Source organism: Pseudomonas sp. FA-1, assembly GCF_056856075.1.
Genome location: NZ_JBWXTH010000001.1, coordinates 99856 through 115233, shown reverse-complemented (window position 1 = coordinate 115233; position 15378 = coordinate 99856). Strand labels below are relative to the sequence as shown.

General features: G+C 62.7%; 15 protein-coding genes. 7 read left to right on the top strand and 8 right to left on the bottom strand.

The window, feature by feature from the left end; genetic code table 11:
• Nucleotides 1-85: 85 nt before the first annotated feature.
• Together nadE and pncB are read right to left on the bottom strand one after the other, a co-directional pair.
• Nucleotides 86-913, bottom strand: coding sequence for an ammonia-dependent NAD(+) synthetase (gene nadE / locus AC1MHZ_RS00530; RefSeq protein ID WP_084854226.1), 828 nt, complete (start codon nt 911-913; stop codon nt 86-88).
• A gap of 3 nt (nt 914-916) precedes the next feature.
• Complete coding sequence (gene pncB, locus AC1MHZ_RS00525; RefSeq protein WP_084854229.1) at nt 917-2122, bottom strand: nicotinate phosphoribosyltransferase; 1206 nt, start codon at nt 2120-2122, stop codon at nt 917-919.
• Between the two features lie 518 nt (nt 2123-2640).
• Between pncB and AC1MHZ_RS00520 the strand changes: the two genes are divergently transcribed.
• The 6 genes from AC1MHZ_RS00520 (at nt 2641) to AC1MHZ_RS00495 (ending at nt 9169) form a co-directional block, all read left to right on the top strand.
• A complete protein-coding gene (locus AC1MHZ_RS00520) occupies nt 2641-3777 on the top strand; it encodes a branched-chain amino acid ABC transporter substrate-binding protein (RefSeq protein WP_084854231.1) in 1137 nt (378 codons plus the stop codon).
• Nucleotides 3778-3934: 157 nt separating this feature from the next.
• Entirely contained in the window at nt 3935-4849 is a 915-nt protein-coding gene (locus tag AC1MHZ_RS00515; RefSeq protein WP_084854233.1) for an ABC transporter permease subunit, read from the top strand.
• Between the two features lie 2 nt (nt 4850-4851).
• Entirely contained in the window at nt 4852-6156 is a 1305-nt protein-coding gene (gene livM, locus AC1MHZ_RS00510; RefSeq protein WP_324817887.1) for a high-affinity branched-chain amino acid ABC transporter permease LivM, read from the top strand.
• Complete coding sequence (locus AC1MHZ_RS00505; protein WP_084854238.1) at nt 6153-7028, top strand: ATP-binding cassette domain-containing protein; 876 nt, start codon at nt 6153-6155, stop codon at nt 7026-7028. Before livM ends, AC1MHZ_RS00505 begins: the two co-directional genes overlap by 4 nt.
• Nucleotides 7025-7741 (top strand): ABC transporter ATP-binding protein, encoded by a 717-nt coding sequence (locus AC1MHZ_RS00500; RefSeq protein ID WP_084854241.1) that lies wholly within the window; start codon nt 7025-7027, stop codon nt 7739-7741. Before AC1MHZ_RS00505 ends, AC1MHZ_RS00500 begins: the two co-directional genes overlap by 4 nt.
• 660 nt (nt 7742-8401) lie before the next feature.
• Nucleotides 8402-9169 carry an SDR family oxidoreductase gene (locus AC1MHZ_RS00495; RefSeq protein ID WP_482965923.1) on the top strand — a complete coding sequence of 256 codons (768 nt, stop codon included), beginning with the start codon at nt 8402-8404 and terminating at the stop codon, nt 9167-9169.
• A gap of 47 nt (nt 9170-9216) precedes the next feature.
• On the opposite strand, the gene AC1MHZ_RS00490 is transcribed toward AC1MHZ_RS00495, so the two are convergent.
• The 4 genes from AC1MHZ_RS00490 to AC1MHZ_RS00475 form a co-directional block, all read right to left on the bottom strand.
• Entirely contained in the window at nt 9217-9468 is a 252-nt protein-coding gene (locus AC1MHZ_RS00490; RefSeq protein ID WP_084854249.1) for a hypothetical protein, read from the bottom strand.
• A gap of 52 nt (nt 9469-9520) precedes the next feature.
• Complete coding sequence (locus AC1MHZ_RS00485; RefSeq protein WP_084854251.1) at nt 9521-10639, bottom strand: AGE family epimerase/isomerase; 1119 nt, start codon at nt 10637-10639, stop codon at nt 9521-9523.
• A gap of 105 nt (nt 10640-10744) precedes the next feature.
• Nucleotides 10745-11377 (bottom strand): TetR family transcriptional regulator, encoded by a 633-nt coding sequence (locus tag AC1MHZ_RS00480; protein ID WP_084854253.1) that lies wholly within the window; start codon nt 11375-11377, stop codon nt 10745-10747.
• 121 nt (nt 11378-11498) lie between these two features.
• Nucleotides 11499-11999 (bottom strand): phage infection protein, encoded by a 501-nt coding sequence (locus tag AC1MHZ_RS00475; protein ID WP_482965922.1) that lies wholly within the window; start codon nt 11997-11999, stop codon nt 11499-11501.
• A 320-nt stretch (nt 12000-12319) separates the two neighbouring features.
• Between AC1MHZ_RS00475 and AC1MHZ_RS00470 the strand changes: the two genes are divergently transcribed.
• Nucleotides 12320-14383: an AsmA family protein gene (locus tag AC1MHZ_RS00470; RefSeq protein ID WP_084854255.1), complete on the top strand. Its 2064-nt coding sequence runs from the start codon at nt 12320-12322 to the stop codon at nt 14381-14383.
• A 64-nt stretch (nt 14384-14447) separates the two neighbouring features.
• Here the strand turns inward: AC1MHZ_RS00470 and AC1MHZ_RS00465 are convergent, their stop codons facing one another.
• Complete coding sequence (locus AC1MHZ_RS00465; RefSeq protein ID WP_084854306.1) at nt 14448-14978, bottom strand: ferritin-like domain-containing protein; 531 nt, start codon at nt 14976-14978, stop codon at nt 14448-14450.
• Nucleotides 14979-15025: 47 nt separating this feature from the next.
• A complete protein-coding gene (osmE, locus tag AC1MHZ_RS00460; protein WP_084854257.1) occupies nt 15026-15367 on the bottom strand; it encodes an osmotically-inducible lipoprotein OsmE in 342 nt (113 codons plus the stop codon).
• Nucleotides 15368-15378: the final 11 nt, after the last annotated feature.

Sequence of the window (15378 nt, the reverse complement as noted above, 5' to 3'; positions counted from 1 at the left end):
GCTTTGCCCTCCAATCGCGGGACAAGCCCGCTCCTACAGGGATCACTAATGACCTTGTGGGAGCGGGCTTGTCCCGCGATGCTTTTCAAGGCGCGAACGGCAGCTCGCGCTTGTGCTGGGTCTTGCGGTAGGTGGCCACGATGATGTCGAACGCTTCCTGATCAACCGGCTGCCCATGCAGGAAGGCATCGATCTGCTGATAGGTCACGCCATGGGAGGCTTCGTCCGGCTTGCCCGGCGCCAGGTCTTCCAGGTCTGCAGTCGGCACCTTTTCCACCAGTGACTCCGGCGCACCGAAGCTGCGCGCAATCGCCCGCACTTGGTTCTTCACCAGCCCGCTCAGCGGTGCCAGGTCGCAGGCACCATCACCGAACTTGGTAAAGAAGCCCATCACCGCCTCGGCGGCGTGGTCGGTACCGATCACCAGGCCCGCGCGGGCACCCGCGATGGCGTACTGGGCGACCATGCGGGTACGTGCCTTGACGTTGCCGACCACGAAGTCCACCAGCGTCGGCGAGCCGTTCTTCAACTCCACCACTTCAGCCGCCAGCGCCCGTACTGCCGGGGCGATATCCACGGTGTGCACTTCGTCGGCCTTGATCACTTCCAGGCACGCCTGAGCGTCATGCTCGTCATGCTGGACCTGGTAAGGCAGGCGTACGGCGATGAAGGTGTAGGCCTTGTCACCGGTTTCGGCGCGCAGTTCATTGATGGCGCGCTGGGCGAGCAGGGCAGCGGTCAGCGAGTCGACTCCGCCGCTGATGCCCAGGACCAGGGTCTTGAGCCGGGCATTGGCCAGGCACTGTTTGATGAAGGCCACGCGCCGGGTGACTTCGGCCTCGAGCGCGGCGGCATCGGCGAACGGCGGCTGCACCTTGAGCTGCTGTGCAATCTCTCGCTGGACGGCTTGCATGGGTTACTCCTTGCTGGGGACTTTGAATACGTGACGCAGGTAGGCGACGAAGTTCGCGTCTCGACACTGGGTCTTGGCGGCTTCGTCGGAAATCTTGGCCACCGGCGAGCCGTTGCAGTCGGTCATTTTAAGCACGATGCTCATGGGCGCCACTGTGGGTATGTCGCAGGTCAGGTTGGTGCCGATGCCGAAACTCACATTGATGCGACCGCGCAGGGCGCGGAAGATTTCCAGCGAGCGGGTCAGGTTCAGCCCGTCGGAGAACACCAGGGTCTTGGTCATCGGGTCGATGCCCAGTTTCTGATAGTGGGCAATGGCTTTTTCCGCCCAGGCCACCGGTTCGCCCGAATCGTGGCGCAGGCCGTCGAAGAGCTTGGCGAAGTACAGGTCGAAATCATTGAGGAAGGCATCCATGGTGATGCAGTCGGTCAGGGCGATGCCCAGCAGCCCACGGTATTCGCGTACCCAGCAGTCCAGCGCGGCGATCTGGCTGTCGATCAGTCGTGGGCCGAGCTGCTGGTGGGCCATGATCCATTCGTGGGCCATGGTGCCCAGGGGTTTCACGTCCAATTTCCAGGCCAGGTCGACGTTGCTGGTGCCCACGAAGCGCGCCGGGAAGTCATCGCGCAGTACCCTCACCACTTCTTCCTGGACGCGGCTGGAGAAACGCCGGCGGGTGCCGAAATCGGCGACCTGCAGGGCGGCCAGTTCCTCCTCGCTGGCGTGGGCGCGCAGCCAGTCGAACTTGCGGTAGAGCTGGTCGCGTGCCTCGGCCAGGCGCATGCGCGGGTGCAGGTGGCGGTTGCGGACCTCGCTAATGATCGCCAGCAGGGGCACTTCGAAGAGGATCACGTGCAGCCACGGGCCGCGCAGGCGCAGGTACAGCTGGTCATGCTCGATGCCGATGTGCACGTAGCGCAGGTTGAAGCGGAACAGGCGCAGGAAGCGCAGGAAGTCTGGCTTGAGGAAGCTGATGCGTTCGAGGAACTCCAGCTGGCCATCATCGAGGGTCAGGTCGCTGAGCAGTTCGATCTGGTTGCGGATTTCGCCCAGGTAGGGGCGCAGGTCCTCGCCGTTGCGGCAGCGGAACTCCCATTCCACGTCGGCGTCCGGGTAGTTGTGCAGGACGGCCTGCATCATCGTCAGCTTGTAGAAGTCGGTGTCGAGCAGGTTGTGCACGATGCGCTCGGCAAATGCGCTCTCGCTCATTGAAAGGCTCCAGGTGGCGGCGTTCGCGTAACAAGGACGAGCGCGCGGAATCCGGGCCATTGTGCCAGCCTTTTGGCCGTCGTTGTGGCGGGGCGCTCTGATCGCTGGCAATCCGGCTCCCACAACTGAAACAGTGCAAGACGGGTGGGAGCCGGCTTGCCGGCGATTGGGCCTTGCGAGCCGTCACCAAGTTCAGCCTTGAAACGGTGCCGGCTGTAGCAGTCGCGCACTATCAGTGTGCAGTTCGGTGACGTTCGCTGTTACAGGTCGGTTGCACGTAAACACTTGCCGTGGTTGCGATGATGGCACTCCGTGGTTGCGCCTTGTCTAGGAGAGAGGGTGGCGCCACGCTTGTGGCAGACGGTTGCACGCTCAATAAAGAAAAGGCCGTCGGTCGCCTCTGGCCTGCCGCATGGGTGCGTTTTGCGCAAAGACAAAACCTCTGGCACGCCGCTTGCTCTGAGCTTGATGCTGAAAGTTGTAGTGCCAACCAAAAAAACTCTAAGGAGCACCACCTCATGTCGCAGACGTTCTACAAGAAAGGTTTCCTGGCGCTCGCCGTCGCTTCGGCACTGGGTGTCTCTTCGTTTGTTCAAGCCGACGTCAAGATCGGCGTCGCGGGCCCGATGACCGGTGCCAACGCAGCGTTTGGCGAACAGTACATGAAAGGTGCACAGGCGGCGGCCGACAAGATCAACGCCGCTGGTGGGGTGAACGGCGAGAAGATCGTCCTGGTCAAGGGTGACGATGCTTGCGAGCCGAAGCAGGCCGTGGCCGTGGCCAACCGCCTGGTCGACCAGGACAAGGTGATCGGTGTGGTGGGCCACTTCTGCTCCTCCAACACCATTCCCGCTTCCGAGGTCTACGACGAAGCTGGCGTGATCGCCATCACTCCAGGCTCCACCAACCCACAGGTCACCGAGCGCGGCCTGACCGCCATGTTCCGCATGTGTGGCCGTGACGACCAGCAAGGCATCGTCGCCGGCGACTACATCGTCGACGTGCTCAAGGGCAAGAAAGTGGTGGTCCTGCACGATAAGGACACCTATGGGCAAGGCCTGGCCGACGCCACCAAGGCACAGCTGGAAAAACGCGGCGTGAAGCCGGTGCTGTACGAAGGCCTGACCCGTGGCGAGAAAGACTTCAGCGCCGTGGTCACCAAGATTCGCGCCGCCGGTGCCGACGTCGTCTACTTTGGCGGTCTGCACCCCGAAGCCGGCCCGCTGGTACGCCAACTGCGCGAGCAGGGCCTGAAGGACGTCAAGTTCATGTCCGACGACGGCATCGTCACCGACGAACTGGTGGCCACTGCCGGCGGTGCCCAGTACGTCAATGGCGTGTACATGACCTTTGGCGCCGACCCGCGCCTGCTGCCCGACAGCAAGGCCGTGGTGGAGGAGTTCCGCAAGGCCGGCACTGAGCCTGAAGGCTACACCCTGTACGCCTACGCGTCCTTGCAGGCGCTGGCTGCCGCATTCAACGGCGCCAAGTCGAACAAGGGCGAAGACGCCGCCGAATGGCTCAAGGCCAACCCGGTCAAGACCGTCATGGGCGAGAAGAAGTGGGACAGCAAGGGTGACCTGACCGTCTCCGATTACGTGGTCTACCAGTGGGATGCCAACGGCAAGTACCACCAGCTGGAAAAACAAAAATAACAATGGCTGCCGGCCCGGGCGTGCACTGCCCCGGGCCGCTGCCCCGCGGTACCTGTCTTTATCCGAAGATCTGCACAGTTCTGCGCTGCGAGGGCCGCTTTACCCAAAGCCCGCCGTGGTCGGCGCTCGTGCAATCTCAATCAGGTGAGATTGCGTTATGGATGGTATTTTCCTGCAGCAACTGATCAATGGGCTGACCCTCGGGTCTGTCTATGGTCTGATCGCCATCGGCTACACAATGGTCTATGGCATCATCGGCATGATCAACTTCGCGCACGGCGAGGTGTACATGATCTCCGCGTACCTCGCGGCGATCAGCCTGGCATTGCTGGCCTATTTCGGTATCGAGTCGTTTCCGCTGCTGATGTTGGGAACCTTGTTGTTCACCATCGTCGTGACCGGCGTCTACGGCTTCACCATCGAGCGCATCGCCTACAAGCCCCTGCGTAACTCCACCCGCCTGGCACCTTTGATCAGTGCCATCGGCATTTCGCTGATTCTGCAGAACTACGCGCAGATCAGCCAGGGCGCCCGCCAGCAAGGCGTGCCAACCCTGCTCGAAGGCGCTGTACGCGTCGAAGTGGGCACCGGTTTCGTGCAGTTGACCTACACCAAGATCTTCATCCTGGTGGCAGCCTTCATCGGCATGGCCCTGCTGACCTACGTCATCAAGTACACCAAGCTCGGCCGCATGTGCCGTGCTACCCAGCAAGATCGCAAGATGGCCTCGATCCTGGGGATCAACACCGACCGGGTGATCTCCTACGTGTTCGTCATCGGCGCGGTGATGGCCGCCCTGGCTGGCGTGCTGATCACCATGAACTACGGCACCTTCGACTTCTATGCTGGCTTCATCATTGGCATCAAGGCGTTCACCGCCGCGGTGCTCGGCGGGATCGGCTCGCTCCCCGGCGCCATGCTCGGCGGCATCATCCTGGGGATCTCCGAGTCGTTGTTCTCCGGCCTGATCAACTCCGACTACAAGGACGTGTTCAGTTTCTCGCTGCTGGTGATGATCCTGATCTTCCGTCCCCAAGGCCTGCTGGGTCGCCCGCTCGTGGCTAAGGTGTGAACATGTCTGCTGCCAATCCTGTTTCGCCCAATACTGTTTCTTCCGGTTTCGACATCAAGCGCAGCCTGCTGGAGACCATCGTCGCCGGCTTGCTCGCCCTGATCGTGTTCGGCCCCGTGGTCGGCGTGGTGCTCGATGGCTACAGCTTCAATGCCGAGCCTCGTCGTGTGGCCTGGCTGGTCGGTGGCGTGATGATCGGGCGCTTCATCCTCAGCCTGTTCCTTCAGTCCCCGACGGGGCAACGCATGCTCCAGGGCTTCGAAAGCGGCGGCTCGGGGGTACATGTGCTGGCGCCGGACTACAAGTCGCGGCTGCGCTACATCATCCCGGCGCTGATCGTCATCGCCATCGTCTTCCCGATCTTCGCCAACAAGTACCTGCTCACGGTGGTCATCCTCGGCCTGATCTATGTGCTGCTGGGCCTGGGCCTGAACATCGTGGTGGGCCTGGCCGGCCTGCTCGACCTGGGCTACGTGGCGTTCTACGCCATCGGCGCCTACGGCCTGGCCCTGGGCTACCAGTACCTGGGCCTGGGCTTCTGGAGCGTGCTGCCGCTGGCGGCGATCGCCGCGGCGCTGGCCGGGTGCATACTCGGGTTCCCGGTGCTGCGCATGCACGGGGACTACCTGGCGATCGTGACCCTGGGCTTTGGCGAGATCATCCGCCTGGTGTTGAACAACTGGCTGTCGTTCACCGGCGGCCCGAACGGCATGCCGGCACCGGCGCCGACCTTCATGGGCCTTGAGTTCGGCCGTCGGGCCAAGGACGGCGGCGTGCCGATCCATGAATTCTTCGGCTTCGATTACAACGCCAACCTCAAGTTCGTGTTCATCTATGCAGTGCTGTTCATCGTCGTGCTGGCGGTGCTGTACATCAAGCACCGCCTGACCCGCATGCCGGTCGGCCGTGCCTGGGAAGCCTTGCGCGAAGACGAGATCGCCTGCCGTTCCATGGGCTTGAACCATGTGCTGGTCAAACTCTCGGCCTTCACCATCGGCGCCTCTACCGCAGGGCTTGCAGGGGTGTTCTTCGCCACCTACCAGGGCTTCGTCAACCCATCCTCGTTTACCTTCTTCGAGTCGGCGCTGATCCTGGCCATCGTGGTGCTCGGTGGCATGGGTTCCACCGTGGGCGTGGTGATCGCAGCGTTCGTGCTGACCGTGGCACCAGAACTGCTGCGCAGCTTCTCGGAATACCGGGTGCTGCTGTTCGGCGTGCTGATGGTGTTGATGATGATCTGGCGACCTCGCGGGTTGATCCGTATCAGCCGCGCCGGTGTAGTTCCGCGTAAAGGAGTGGCGCCATGAGCGACGATATCATTCTCTCGGTCGACAACCTGATGATGCAGTTCGGTGGCATCAAGGCGCTCAGCGATGTCAGCCTTAAGGTCCGGCGCAACCAGATCTTCGCCCTGATCGGCCCCAACGGTGCCGGCAAGACCACCGTGTTCAACTGCCTCACCGGGTTCTACAAGGCCAGTGGCGGGCGCATCGAGCTGAACGTGCGCGGCGGCAAGACCAACGTCATCCAGCTGCTGGGCGAGCGCTTCCAGCCAGGCGACTTCGTGTCGCCGGCGCGTTTTGCCAACCGTATGTACTACAAGATGTTCGGCGGTACCCACCTGGTCAACCGCGCCGGCCTGGCCCGCACGTTCCAGAACATCCGGTTGTTCAAGGAAATGTCGGTGGTGGAAAACCTGCTGGTGGCCCAGCACATGTGGGTCAACCGCAACCTGCTGGCGGGCGTGCTCAATACCAAAGCCTACCGCAAGGCCGAGAGCGATGCCCTGGACCATGCGTTCTACTGGCTGGAGGTGGTCGACCTGGTCGACTGCGCCAACCGCCTGGCGGGCGAGTTGTCCTACGGCCAGCAGCGCCGCCTGGAAATCGCCCGGGCCATGTGCACCCGGCCGAAGATCATCTGCCTGGACGAACCGGCCGCCGGCCTCAACCCCCAGGAAACCGAGGCGCTGAGTCGCATGATCCGGGTGTTGCGCGACGAGCACGACATCACCGTGGTGCTGATCGAACACGACATGGGCATGGTCATGAGCATTTCCGACCATATCGTGGTGCTCGACCATGGCAACGTGATCGCTGAAGGCGCCCCGCAGGACATCCGTAACAACCCGACGGTGATCGCCGCCTACCTGGGTGCCGACGAAGAGGAACTGGTATGAGCGCACCCATTCTCGAGCTCAAGGATCTGGACGTGTTCTACGGGCCGATCCAGGCGCTGAAGAAAGTCAGCATGCACATCAACGAAGGCGAGACGGTGAGCCTGATCGGAGCCAACGGCGCTGGCAAGTCGACCCTGCTGATGTCGATCTTCGGCCAACCGCGGGCGGCCTCTGGGCATATCGTGTATCGCGGTACCGATATCACTCGCAAGTCGTCGCACTACATCGCCTCCAACGGCATCGCCCAGTCGCCGGAAGGGCGCCGGGTATTTCCAGACATGACCGTCGAGGAGAACCTGATGATGGGGACCATCCCCATCGGCGACAAGCATGCCGATGCGGACATGCAACGCATGTATGAGCTGTTCCCTCGGTTGAAGGAACGCCGTAACCAGCGGGCGATGACCATGTCCGGCGGCGAGCAGCAAATGCTCGCCATCGCCCGGGCGTTGATGAGCCGGCCCAAGCTGTTGCTGCTCGACGAGCCATCGCTGGGGCTGGCGCCGATCGTGGTCAAGCAGATCTTCTCGACCTTGCGCGAACTGGCCCAGAGCGGGATGACCATCTTCCTGGTGGAGCAGAACGCCAACCATGCGTTGAAGCTTTCCGACCGGGCCTATGTAATGGTCAACGGGCAGATCCGCATGAGCGGGACGGGTAAGGAGCTGCTGGCCAACGAGGAAGTGCGTAACGCCTACCTGGGCGGGCATTGACCTTATCGTTCAATCGCCGGCAAGCCGGCTCCCACAGGTTTGGCGCTGTTCTTCCCTGTGGGAGCCGGCTTGCCGGCGATCGTGCGCCTTAAACGTTATGTGGACAACTTGTCGCACAGCTCGCAGAAAACCCCGCAAAACCGCTTCGCAAGTCGTTGTTTCCACAGGCTTCGCTTTGTCCACGGATCGTGTGGAACCGGCTGTGGAAAACATGGTGGCATGTGCCGCAAAGCCTTTGTTTTCAAGGCTTGCAGCGTTCTGTATATTTTTTGACCAAAAGCATTTCAGGGATGATTTTCCGTTGGTTTCATAGACCTGGGGAAGGCATGCAGACGCCTGGAAAGGTTTGTGGATAACTCTGTGCAAAAGCCTTGGACAGACGGCTGCAGACGGCGTCGCTGAAAGCCTTGGGCCATCACGGCAGAGGGTTTTCGAGAGCCTGTCGGGAGAAAAGAGTTCCGCAGGATGGACAAGTTGCCCCCAATCCGTGGGGAAAGCTTTGTGGATAACATGAGCATAGGCGGGCCCGAGGCCTCTGCCGCAAGGATTTCAGATATCTGGCTATTTCTTGATCAGCAGTTGGATTGGCTTGCTGGCAACCGAGCCGGCGGGCATGCTGCAAGCCTGCCTACCAACTTATCCACCTGAAAGGAGATCAGCATGACGTCCACCGTATTCATTACCGGCGCCACTTCCGGGTTCGGTGAAGCCACCGCCCGACGTTTCGCAAAGGCCGGTTGGAAGCTCGTGCTCACCGGTCGGCGCAAGGAGCGCCTGGATGCCCTGTGCGCCGAGCTGTCGAGCCAGACCGAAGTCCATGGCCTGGTGCTCGATGTGCGTGACCGCAAGGCCATGGAACAGGCGATTGCCAATCTGCCGCCGGCGTTCGACAAGCTCCAGGGCCTGGTCAACAACGCAGGTCTGGCCCTGGGCGCTTCGCCTGCGCAGGACTGCGACCTGGACGACTGGGAAACCATGGTCGACACCAACATCAAGGGGCTGATGTACACCACCCGGCTGCTGCTGCCACGCCTGATCGCCCATGGCCGTGGCGCGAGTATCCTCAACGTGGGCTCGGTGGCAGGTAACTATCCCTACCCGGGCAGCCATGTGTATGGCGGCACCAAGGCCTTCGTCGGGCAGTTTTCCCTGAGCCTGCGCTGCGACCTTCGCGGCACGGGCGTGCGCGTCAGTAATATCGAGCCGGGTCTGTGTGAAAGCGAGTTCTCGCTGGTGCGCTTCGGCGGGGACCAAGCGCGCTACGATGCCACTTATGCAGGCGCCGAGCCGATCCAGCCGCAGGACATCGCCGAGACCATCTTCTGGATTCTCAACCAGCCAGCGCACATCAATATCAACAGCCTCGAGCTGATGCCGGTGAGCCAGGACTGGGCAGGGTTCTCGGTCCACCGCTCGAGCCAAGGCTGAACGGATGCGAACCGGCCTTGGCCGGTTCGCGTAGTGCCTTCGACCCCTTATTTGATCAGAGACAGATAGGTTTGGTTGGGCTCGACGATGCCCAGGGCCTGGAGCACATCGTTGATCGCGTCCTGTCGGCCGAGATCCTCGGCGCTGGCTTGCTTGTTTATGATGCGCCGCAAGCTCAGCAGATAGCTAAGTTTCCCGTGGGCGTGTTCATCGTAGCGCTGGCTGCTGCTGTCGATGATCTTCTGTGCGGCCCTGTTGATCTGCTCTTCTACGAATGCTGCAAAATCGTTGTCGTTCATCGTCATTGTTCCTCCCAGATGGAAGAACAAGGGTGAACCGTGTGATTGCTGGTCAGCAGAGGGAAGTGATGTCTGCACAGGCACTCTTCAGGCCTTCCAGACAGGTCGCCAAGTGATAGGGCGTGGTGGACGGCATGTCGTGCCGGCTGACCTCGCCTTGGCCATCGCGGCATTCATACCAACCCCCAGGATGCAGGAATCGCCCCTGTAGCGCGTGCAGCTGCGCCAGCAACGTTGTCTCGCTTCCCGGCCGCAATGCCAGCGCCCGCAGGTATTCGGCCTGGGCCCAGATGCGTTGGGTGGGGTCGATCACCTTGCCGTCCACATCCAGCATGGCTAGCACCGCCGAATCCTTCACGCCGGACTGTTCGGCATAGGTGAACGCACGATCGATGGACGCATGCAACGGGGTGCCGCGCAACAGCGGCGAGGTGTCGAGCAAGTAGAACCATTCGAACTGGTGGCCCGGTTCGAACCAGTTATCCACAGCCCCACGGGGCTTTTCCAGCATCAGGCCGTGGGCCGGGTCGATGAAGTGGGCTTGCAGGGCCTCGCACAGGTTCAGCAGGGCCTGGCGGGTAGCGTCATCGCTGCGTACCGCCAGCGTTTGCAGGAAGGCCTCGGCCAGGTGCATCTGTGGGTTCTGCAACGGGCCGCTGCCCAGGTCCGACCAGTCTTCGTCCAGGCTGGCCTCATACAGCCCGTCATCCCGAGCGAAACGCTCGGCGACGATATCCAGGGCGGCATTGAGCGCGGACTCCACCAGACCCTCGCGCACCTTGCCCCAGTAATGGGCGCAAGCGAAGACGATGAAGGCATGGGTATAGAGGTCCTTGCGCCGGTCCAATGGCTGGCCTTCGGCATCGATGCTGTAGAACCAGCCGCCGTGTTCGGCATCGTGGAAGTGACGTTGCAGCGAGCGGAACAACGCCGCAGCCCGTTCGGCCGCGCCCGGTTGCTCGATCCGGCTGCTGAACAGGTACAGCTGACGGGCGCAGGCCATGGCTCGGTAGCGTTGGACCGGCATGGGCCGGTGCGTGCCGTCGAGCGCCTCGAAGGGCAGAGCCAATTCGGCGTTCCAGCCCGGGCCTTGCCACAACGGCACGATACGTTCGGCGAAATGCTGGTTGAAGCGGGCCAGTTCGGGGAAAGGGAGGCGGGGGTTGGGCATGAAGGCGCTCGTCGCTATCGGGCAGTGCGCCATGGTAGCAGAACGGGGTTGTGGGTTGCTTTCGCCTTCACGTTCACCAGTGCGGGCTGTCGACGGAGAGCAGGATCAGCCCGGATTGCCGAGCCCTTGCCAGTGCCGAGCGCCGACGAAGATGAAGCGCAGTTGCTGGGTGATCTTTTCCTGTGGCGTCAGGGCCTGGGGGTTGTCGGGATCCGGGCAGTCGATCAGCTCCGGCAAGGTGGCGAATACGGTCTTGACCACCAGGTCGGCCATGACCGCCAGGGCCGCGTTGTCCAGGTGCTGCCAGCGCGCCATACGGGCAAGGTCGGTGGCCAGGTCATCGCTGATATCCTGGCGCAGGCGGGCGATGGCCTGGCGCACGGCCTGGGAGCCGCCGTACTGCTCGCGGGCCAGGAACAGGAACTGGGCGCGGTGCGCGGCGACCACGTCGAGGAAGATGCGCACCGAGGCGTCGGTGATGCCTCCGAGCTCGAATTCGTTGTGCCGCACGAGGCGGATGGTCTGGCGGAAGGTGGCATCGACTTCGGCGACCAGGGCCAGGCCCAACGCGTCCATGTCCGGGAAGTGGCGGTAGAAGCCCGTGGGGACGATGCCGGCGGCCCTGGCCACCTCGCGCAGGCTGATGCTGCCGAAACCCCGGCCGCTCTCCATGAGCTGGCAGGCGGCATCCAGTAGGGCCTGGCGGGTCTGTAGCTTTTGTTCGGCGCGCGGCAGCATGGGGCGGATTCTGTGGCTGTACGGCTGGGCACTCTAGATAAAAAAACGAAGCCCGGTCAATGGACCGGGCTTGGAGGGGAACAGCCAGTGCAGGGAGGGTTGTTGTTCTTGGCCATGGCGATCAGCCCATGCGGCTGAGTTCGACCAGGCGATCGGAACCACCCTCGGCAACACGGTTGTTACGCTCGATCAGGCGATCGGAGCCGCCTTCGGCGACGCGGTTGTTACGCTCGATCAGGCGATCGGAGCCGCCTTCGGCGACGCGGTTGTTACGTTCGATCAAGCGATCGGAGCCGCCTTCGGCGACGCGGTTGTTACGTTCGATCAGGCGATCGGAACCGCCTTCGGCGACGCGGTTGTTACGTTCGATCAGGCGATCGGAACCACCCTCGGCGACGCGGTTGTTACGTTCGATCAGGCGATCGGAACCACCCTCGGCGACGCGGTTGTTACGCTCGATCAGGCGATCGGAGCCACCTTCTGCCAGGGTGTTCAGCGGTTGCGAAACAGTGGCGGCGCTGGAGCGCGACTCGGCGTTCAGGTGTTGTTCCTCGGCCGGCAGGGCGAAGGCGTTGACGGCAAGGGCAGACAGGGCAAGGCTCAGCAGCAGGTGGCGTTTCATGATCTCGGTGCTCCTCTGGGGGGCTGGAAAGTGGGTACGAGGCCAATGCTACGCTTGGTAACTCCAGAGAGAAGTTCATACGGATAATGGTAACAATCGACGGCATTGATACAGCGGGCGAAGGCTCTGACCCGGCCATTTCAGCGCCTCGAGAGATTGTGTGCGCCTGATGCAGGGCCGGTGACGGCCGACCAAAAGCTGAGAAAGGCGCCAGGAAAATCTCCGTTATCATCGCCATTGATAAAACCCAGCGGGTTTTCGTCAGTCCGACATACTAAGTTCGCACCCGCTTCGTGCCATGCAGTCAGGAGAATCACGCAATGACGCGTCCCGTCCGAATCCTCGCCTGGATCTTCACCAGCCTGTTGACCCTGCTGGCGATACTGGTGGTGGTGATCGCTACATTCGACTGGAACCGCGTCAAGCCGCTGCTCAACGAGAAGGTGTCCGAAGCCCTGCACCGGCCATTCGCGATCAACGGCAACCTCGCCGTGCAGTGGCGCCGCGAACCCGAGGAGGGCGGCTGGCGGGCCTGGGTGCCCTGGCCGCACTTCATCGCCGAAGACCTCACCCTGGGCAACCCCGACTGGCTCGAGGAGCCACGCATGGTCGGCCTGGAGCGCGTGGCCTTCCGCCTGGCGCCGTTGCCGCTGGTATTCCAGCAGATCGTCATCCCGCGCATCGACCTCACCAAGCCGACCGCAAGCCTCACTCGGCTGGCCGACGGCCGTGCCAACTGGACCTTCGACTTCGGGCCCAAGGATGAAAATGCCGAGCCGTCCAAGTGGGTATTGGACATCGGCGCCATCGGCTTCGACCAAGGCAACGTGCGTTTCGACGACCAGACCCTCAAGACCCGCATGAGCGTGCAGATCGACCCCTTGGGCAAGCCGATCCCCTTCAGCGAAATCGTCGGCAAGGCCAGTGCCGAGAAAGCCGGTGGTGCCCAGGACTACGCCTTCGGCCTGAAGGCGCAGGGTACCTACAAGGGTCAGGCCGTGTCCGGCACTGGCAAGATCGGCGGCCTGCTGGCCTTGCAGGATGCCAGCCAGCCATTCCCGCTGCAGGCCGATGCACGCATCGGCGATACCCGGGTGGCGCTCGCCGGCACCCTGACCGACCCGCGCAACCTCGGCGCGCTCGACCTGCGCCTGCGCTTGTCCGGCAGCAGCCTGGGCAATCTCTACCCGCTGACCGGCGTGACCCTGCCCGACACCCCGGCTTATGCCACCGATGGCCACCTGATCGCCAACCTGCACGAGCCTGAGGGGGCGCGATTCCGCTATGAAGGTTTCAACGGCAAGATCGGCGACAGCGACATCCATGGTGACCTTGCCTTCGTCGCCAGCAAGCCGCGGCCCAGGCTCTCCGGCACGCTGGTGTCCAATCAGCTGCTGTTCAAGGACCTGGCACCGCTGATCGGTGCCGACTCCAACGCCGAGCAGAAGGCTCGTGGCGGGGCGAGCAAGCAGCCAGCAGGCAAGGTGCTGCCGGTGGAGGAGTTTCGTACCGAGCGCTGGCGGGCCATGGATGCTGACGTCACCTTCAGCGGCAAGCGCATCGTTCACAGCGAGCAACTGCCGTTCAAGGATTTGTCCGCCCATGTGGTGCTGGAGGATGGCGTGCTGCGCCTGGAACCCCTGCGCTTTGGCGTGGCCGGCGGCAACCTGAATTCGAACATCCGCCTGGATGGCCGCAGCGTGCCGCTGCAGGGTAGGGCACGGTTGTCGGCCCGTGGCTTCAAGCTCAAGCAGTTGTTCCCGACCTTCGCACCGATGCAGACCAGCTTCGGCGAGCTCAATGGCGATGCTGACCTGAGTGGGCGCGGCAATTCGGTAGCGGCCTTGCTGGGCACCTCCAATGGTGACCTGAGCCTGTTGATCAATGATGGCGCCATCAGCCGCAGCCTGATGGAGATCGCCGGGCTCAACGTGGGCAACTATGTGCTGGGCAAGTTGTTCGGCGACGAGGAAGTGAAGATCAACTGCGCGGCGGCCGATGTCGGCATCAAGGATGGCCTGGCGACCACCCGATTGTTCGTCTTCGACACCGAGAACGCGATCATCTACGTCAACGGCACAGCGAATTTCGCCAGTGAGCACCTGGACCTGAAGATCACGCCTGAGTCCAAGGGGGTACGCCTGTTCTCCCTGCGTTCGCCGCTTTATGTGCGTGGCACCTTCGCCAACCCGCGCGCGGGGGTGCAAGCGGTACCGCTGGCGCTGCGTGGCGCGGGGATGGTGGCCTTGGGTGTGGCGATCGGGCCGGCGGCGGGGCTGCTGGCGCTGATCGCGCCCAGTGGAGATGTGCCCAACCAGTGCACGCCGTTGCTCGAGCGGATGAAGGCGGGCAAGGCGCCGGCTGCGGTGAAGAGCAAAAAGTAAGGGGCCGCTTCGCGACCCCTGTGTGAATCACTCGGCCCTTCGGGCTGCGCTGCAGCCCGGTAACCTAGAGCCCCTTCAACAGGTCCGCCATATCGTCGGCATGCTCTTCTTCCTGGGCCAGGATTTCTTCGAAAATGCGCCGGGTGGTGGGGTCCTTCTCGCCGATGTACTGGATGATCTCGCGGTAGCTGTCGATGGCGATGCGCTCGGCCACCAGGTCCTCCAGCACCATCTCTTTCAGGGAATTGCCCGCCACGTATTGGGCGTGGGCATTGCTGCTCAGGTTGTCCGGGTTGAAGTCCGGCTCGCCACCGAGCTGGACGATGCGCTCGGCCAGCTTGTCGGCATGCTCGGCTTCCTGCCCGGCATGTTCGAGAAACTCGTCGGCTGCCACACTGGCCTTGATGCCGCTGGCCATGAAGTAGTGGCGCTTGTAGCGCAAGTTGCACACCAGCTCCGTGGCCAGCGCCTCGTTGAGCAGGCGCAGGATCGTGTCGCGGTCGGCACTGTAGCCTTCGGTCACGGCGCCTTGCTCGACATGGTGCCGTGCGCGCTCGCGCAGGGTTCGCACGTCGGTCAGTTCAGTCGTGTTCATGTTCATCTCCGAAAGGATCAGGTGGGTCACGGTCAATCAGGGAGGGCTCAGGCGCCAGGGACGGCCTCGCGGTCCTCTTCTCGTTGCTTGCAGGTCTTGAAGCCCTTGGCGTCGACATGGCCGGTGGCGTCGAAGCGCACGTAGTACGGCTGCTGATGGCCGTCACGGTTGAGGATGTAGTCGTTGCAGGTGCCGCCGTTGGGCAGGTCGGTGGCGCTCGAAGGGCTGCCGCCGATGGCGATGACCTTCTGCATGGTCATGCCGTTCTCCACCTGCTTGACCAGCGGTTCGTCGCGGTAGGTCACGTAGTCCACCGGGTTTTCCGGGTGGCTGCCGCAGCCGGCCAGGGCCGCGCTGGTCAAAAGGATTGCCAGGGTCTGTTTGTACATGGTCCCGCTCC

Excerpts from the sequence above, each read along its gene's own strand:
- AC1MHZ_RS00500 (WP_084854241.1), top strand. The coding sequence starts at position 7,025 with ATGAGCGCACCCATTCTCGAGCTCAAGGATCTGGACGTGTTCTACGGG.
- AC1MHZ_RS00505 (WP_084854238.1), top strand. The coding sequence starts at position 6,153 with ATGAGCGACGATATCATTCTCTCGGTCGACAACCTGATGATGCAGTTC.
- osmE (WP_084854257.1), bottom strand. The coding sequence starts at position 15,367 with ATGTACAAACAGACCCTGGCAATCCTTTTGACCAGCGCGGCCCTGGCC.
- nadE (WP_084854226.1), bottom strand. The coding sequence starts at position 913 with ATGCAAGCCGTCCAGCGAGAGATTGCACAGCAGCTCAAGGTGCAGCCG.
- AC1MHZ_RS00495 (WP_482965923.1), top strand. The coding sequence starts at position 8,402 with ATGACGTCCACCGTATTCATTACCGGCGCCACTTCCGGGTTCGGTGAA.
- AC1MHZ_RS00470 (WP_084854255.1), top strand. The coding sequence starts at position 12,320 with ATGACGCGTCCCGTCCGAATCCTCGCCTGGATCTTCACCAGCCTGTTG.
- pncB (WP_084854229.1), bottom strand. The coding sequence starts at position 2,122 with ATGAGCGAGAGCGCATTTGCCGAGCGCATCGTGCACAACCTGCTCGAC.
- AC1MHZ_RS00515 (WP_084854233.1), top strand. The coding sequence starts at position 3,935 with ATGGATGGTATTTTCCTGCAGCAACTGATCAATGGGCTGACCCTCGGG.
- AC1MHZ_RS00475 (WP_482965922.1), bottom strand. The coding sequence starts at position 11,999 with ATGAAACGCCACCTGCTGCTGAGCCTTGCCCTGTCTGCCCTTGCCGTC.
- AC1MHZ_RS00490 (WP_084854249.1), bottom strand. The coding sequence starts at position 9,468 with ATGAACGACAACGATTTTGCAGCATTCGTAGAAGAGCAGATCAACAGG.
- AC1MHZ_RS00465 (WP_084854306.1), bottom strand. The coding sequence starts at position 14,978 with ATGAACACGACTGAACTGACCGACGTGCGAACCCTGCGCGAGCGCGCA.
- AC1MHZ_RS00480 (WP_084854253.1), bottom strand. The coding sequence starts at position 11,377 with ATGCTGCCGCGCGCCGAACAAAAGCTACAGACCCGCCAGGCCCTACTG.
- livM (WP_324817887.1), top strand. The coding sequence starts at position 4,852 with ATGTCTGCTGCCAATCCTGTTTCGCCCAATACTGTTTCTTCCGGTTTC.
- AC1MHZ_RS00485 (WP_084854251.1), bottom strand. The coding sequence starts at position 10,639 with ATGCCCAACCCCCGCCTCCCTTTCCCCGAACTGGCCCGCTTCAACCAG.
- AC1MHZ_RS00520 (WP_084854231.1), top strand. The coding sequence starts at position 2,641 with ATGTCGCAGACGTTCTACAAGAAAGGTTTCCTGGCGCTCGCCGTCGCT.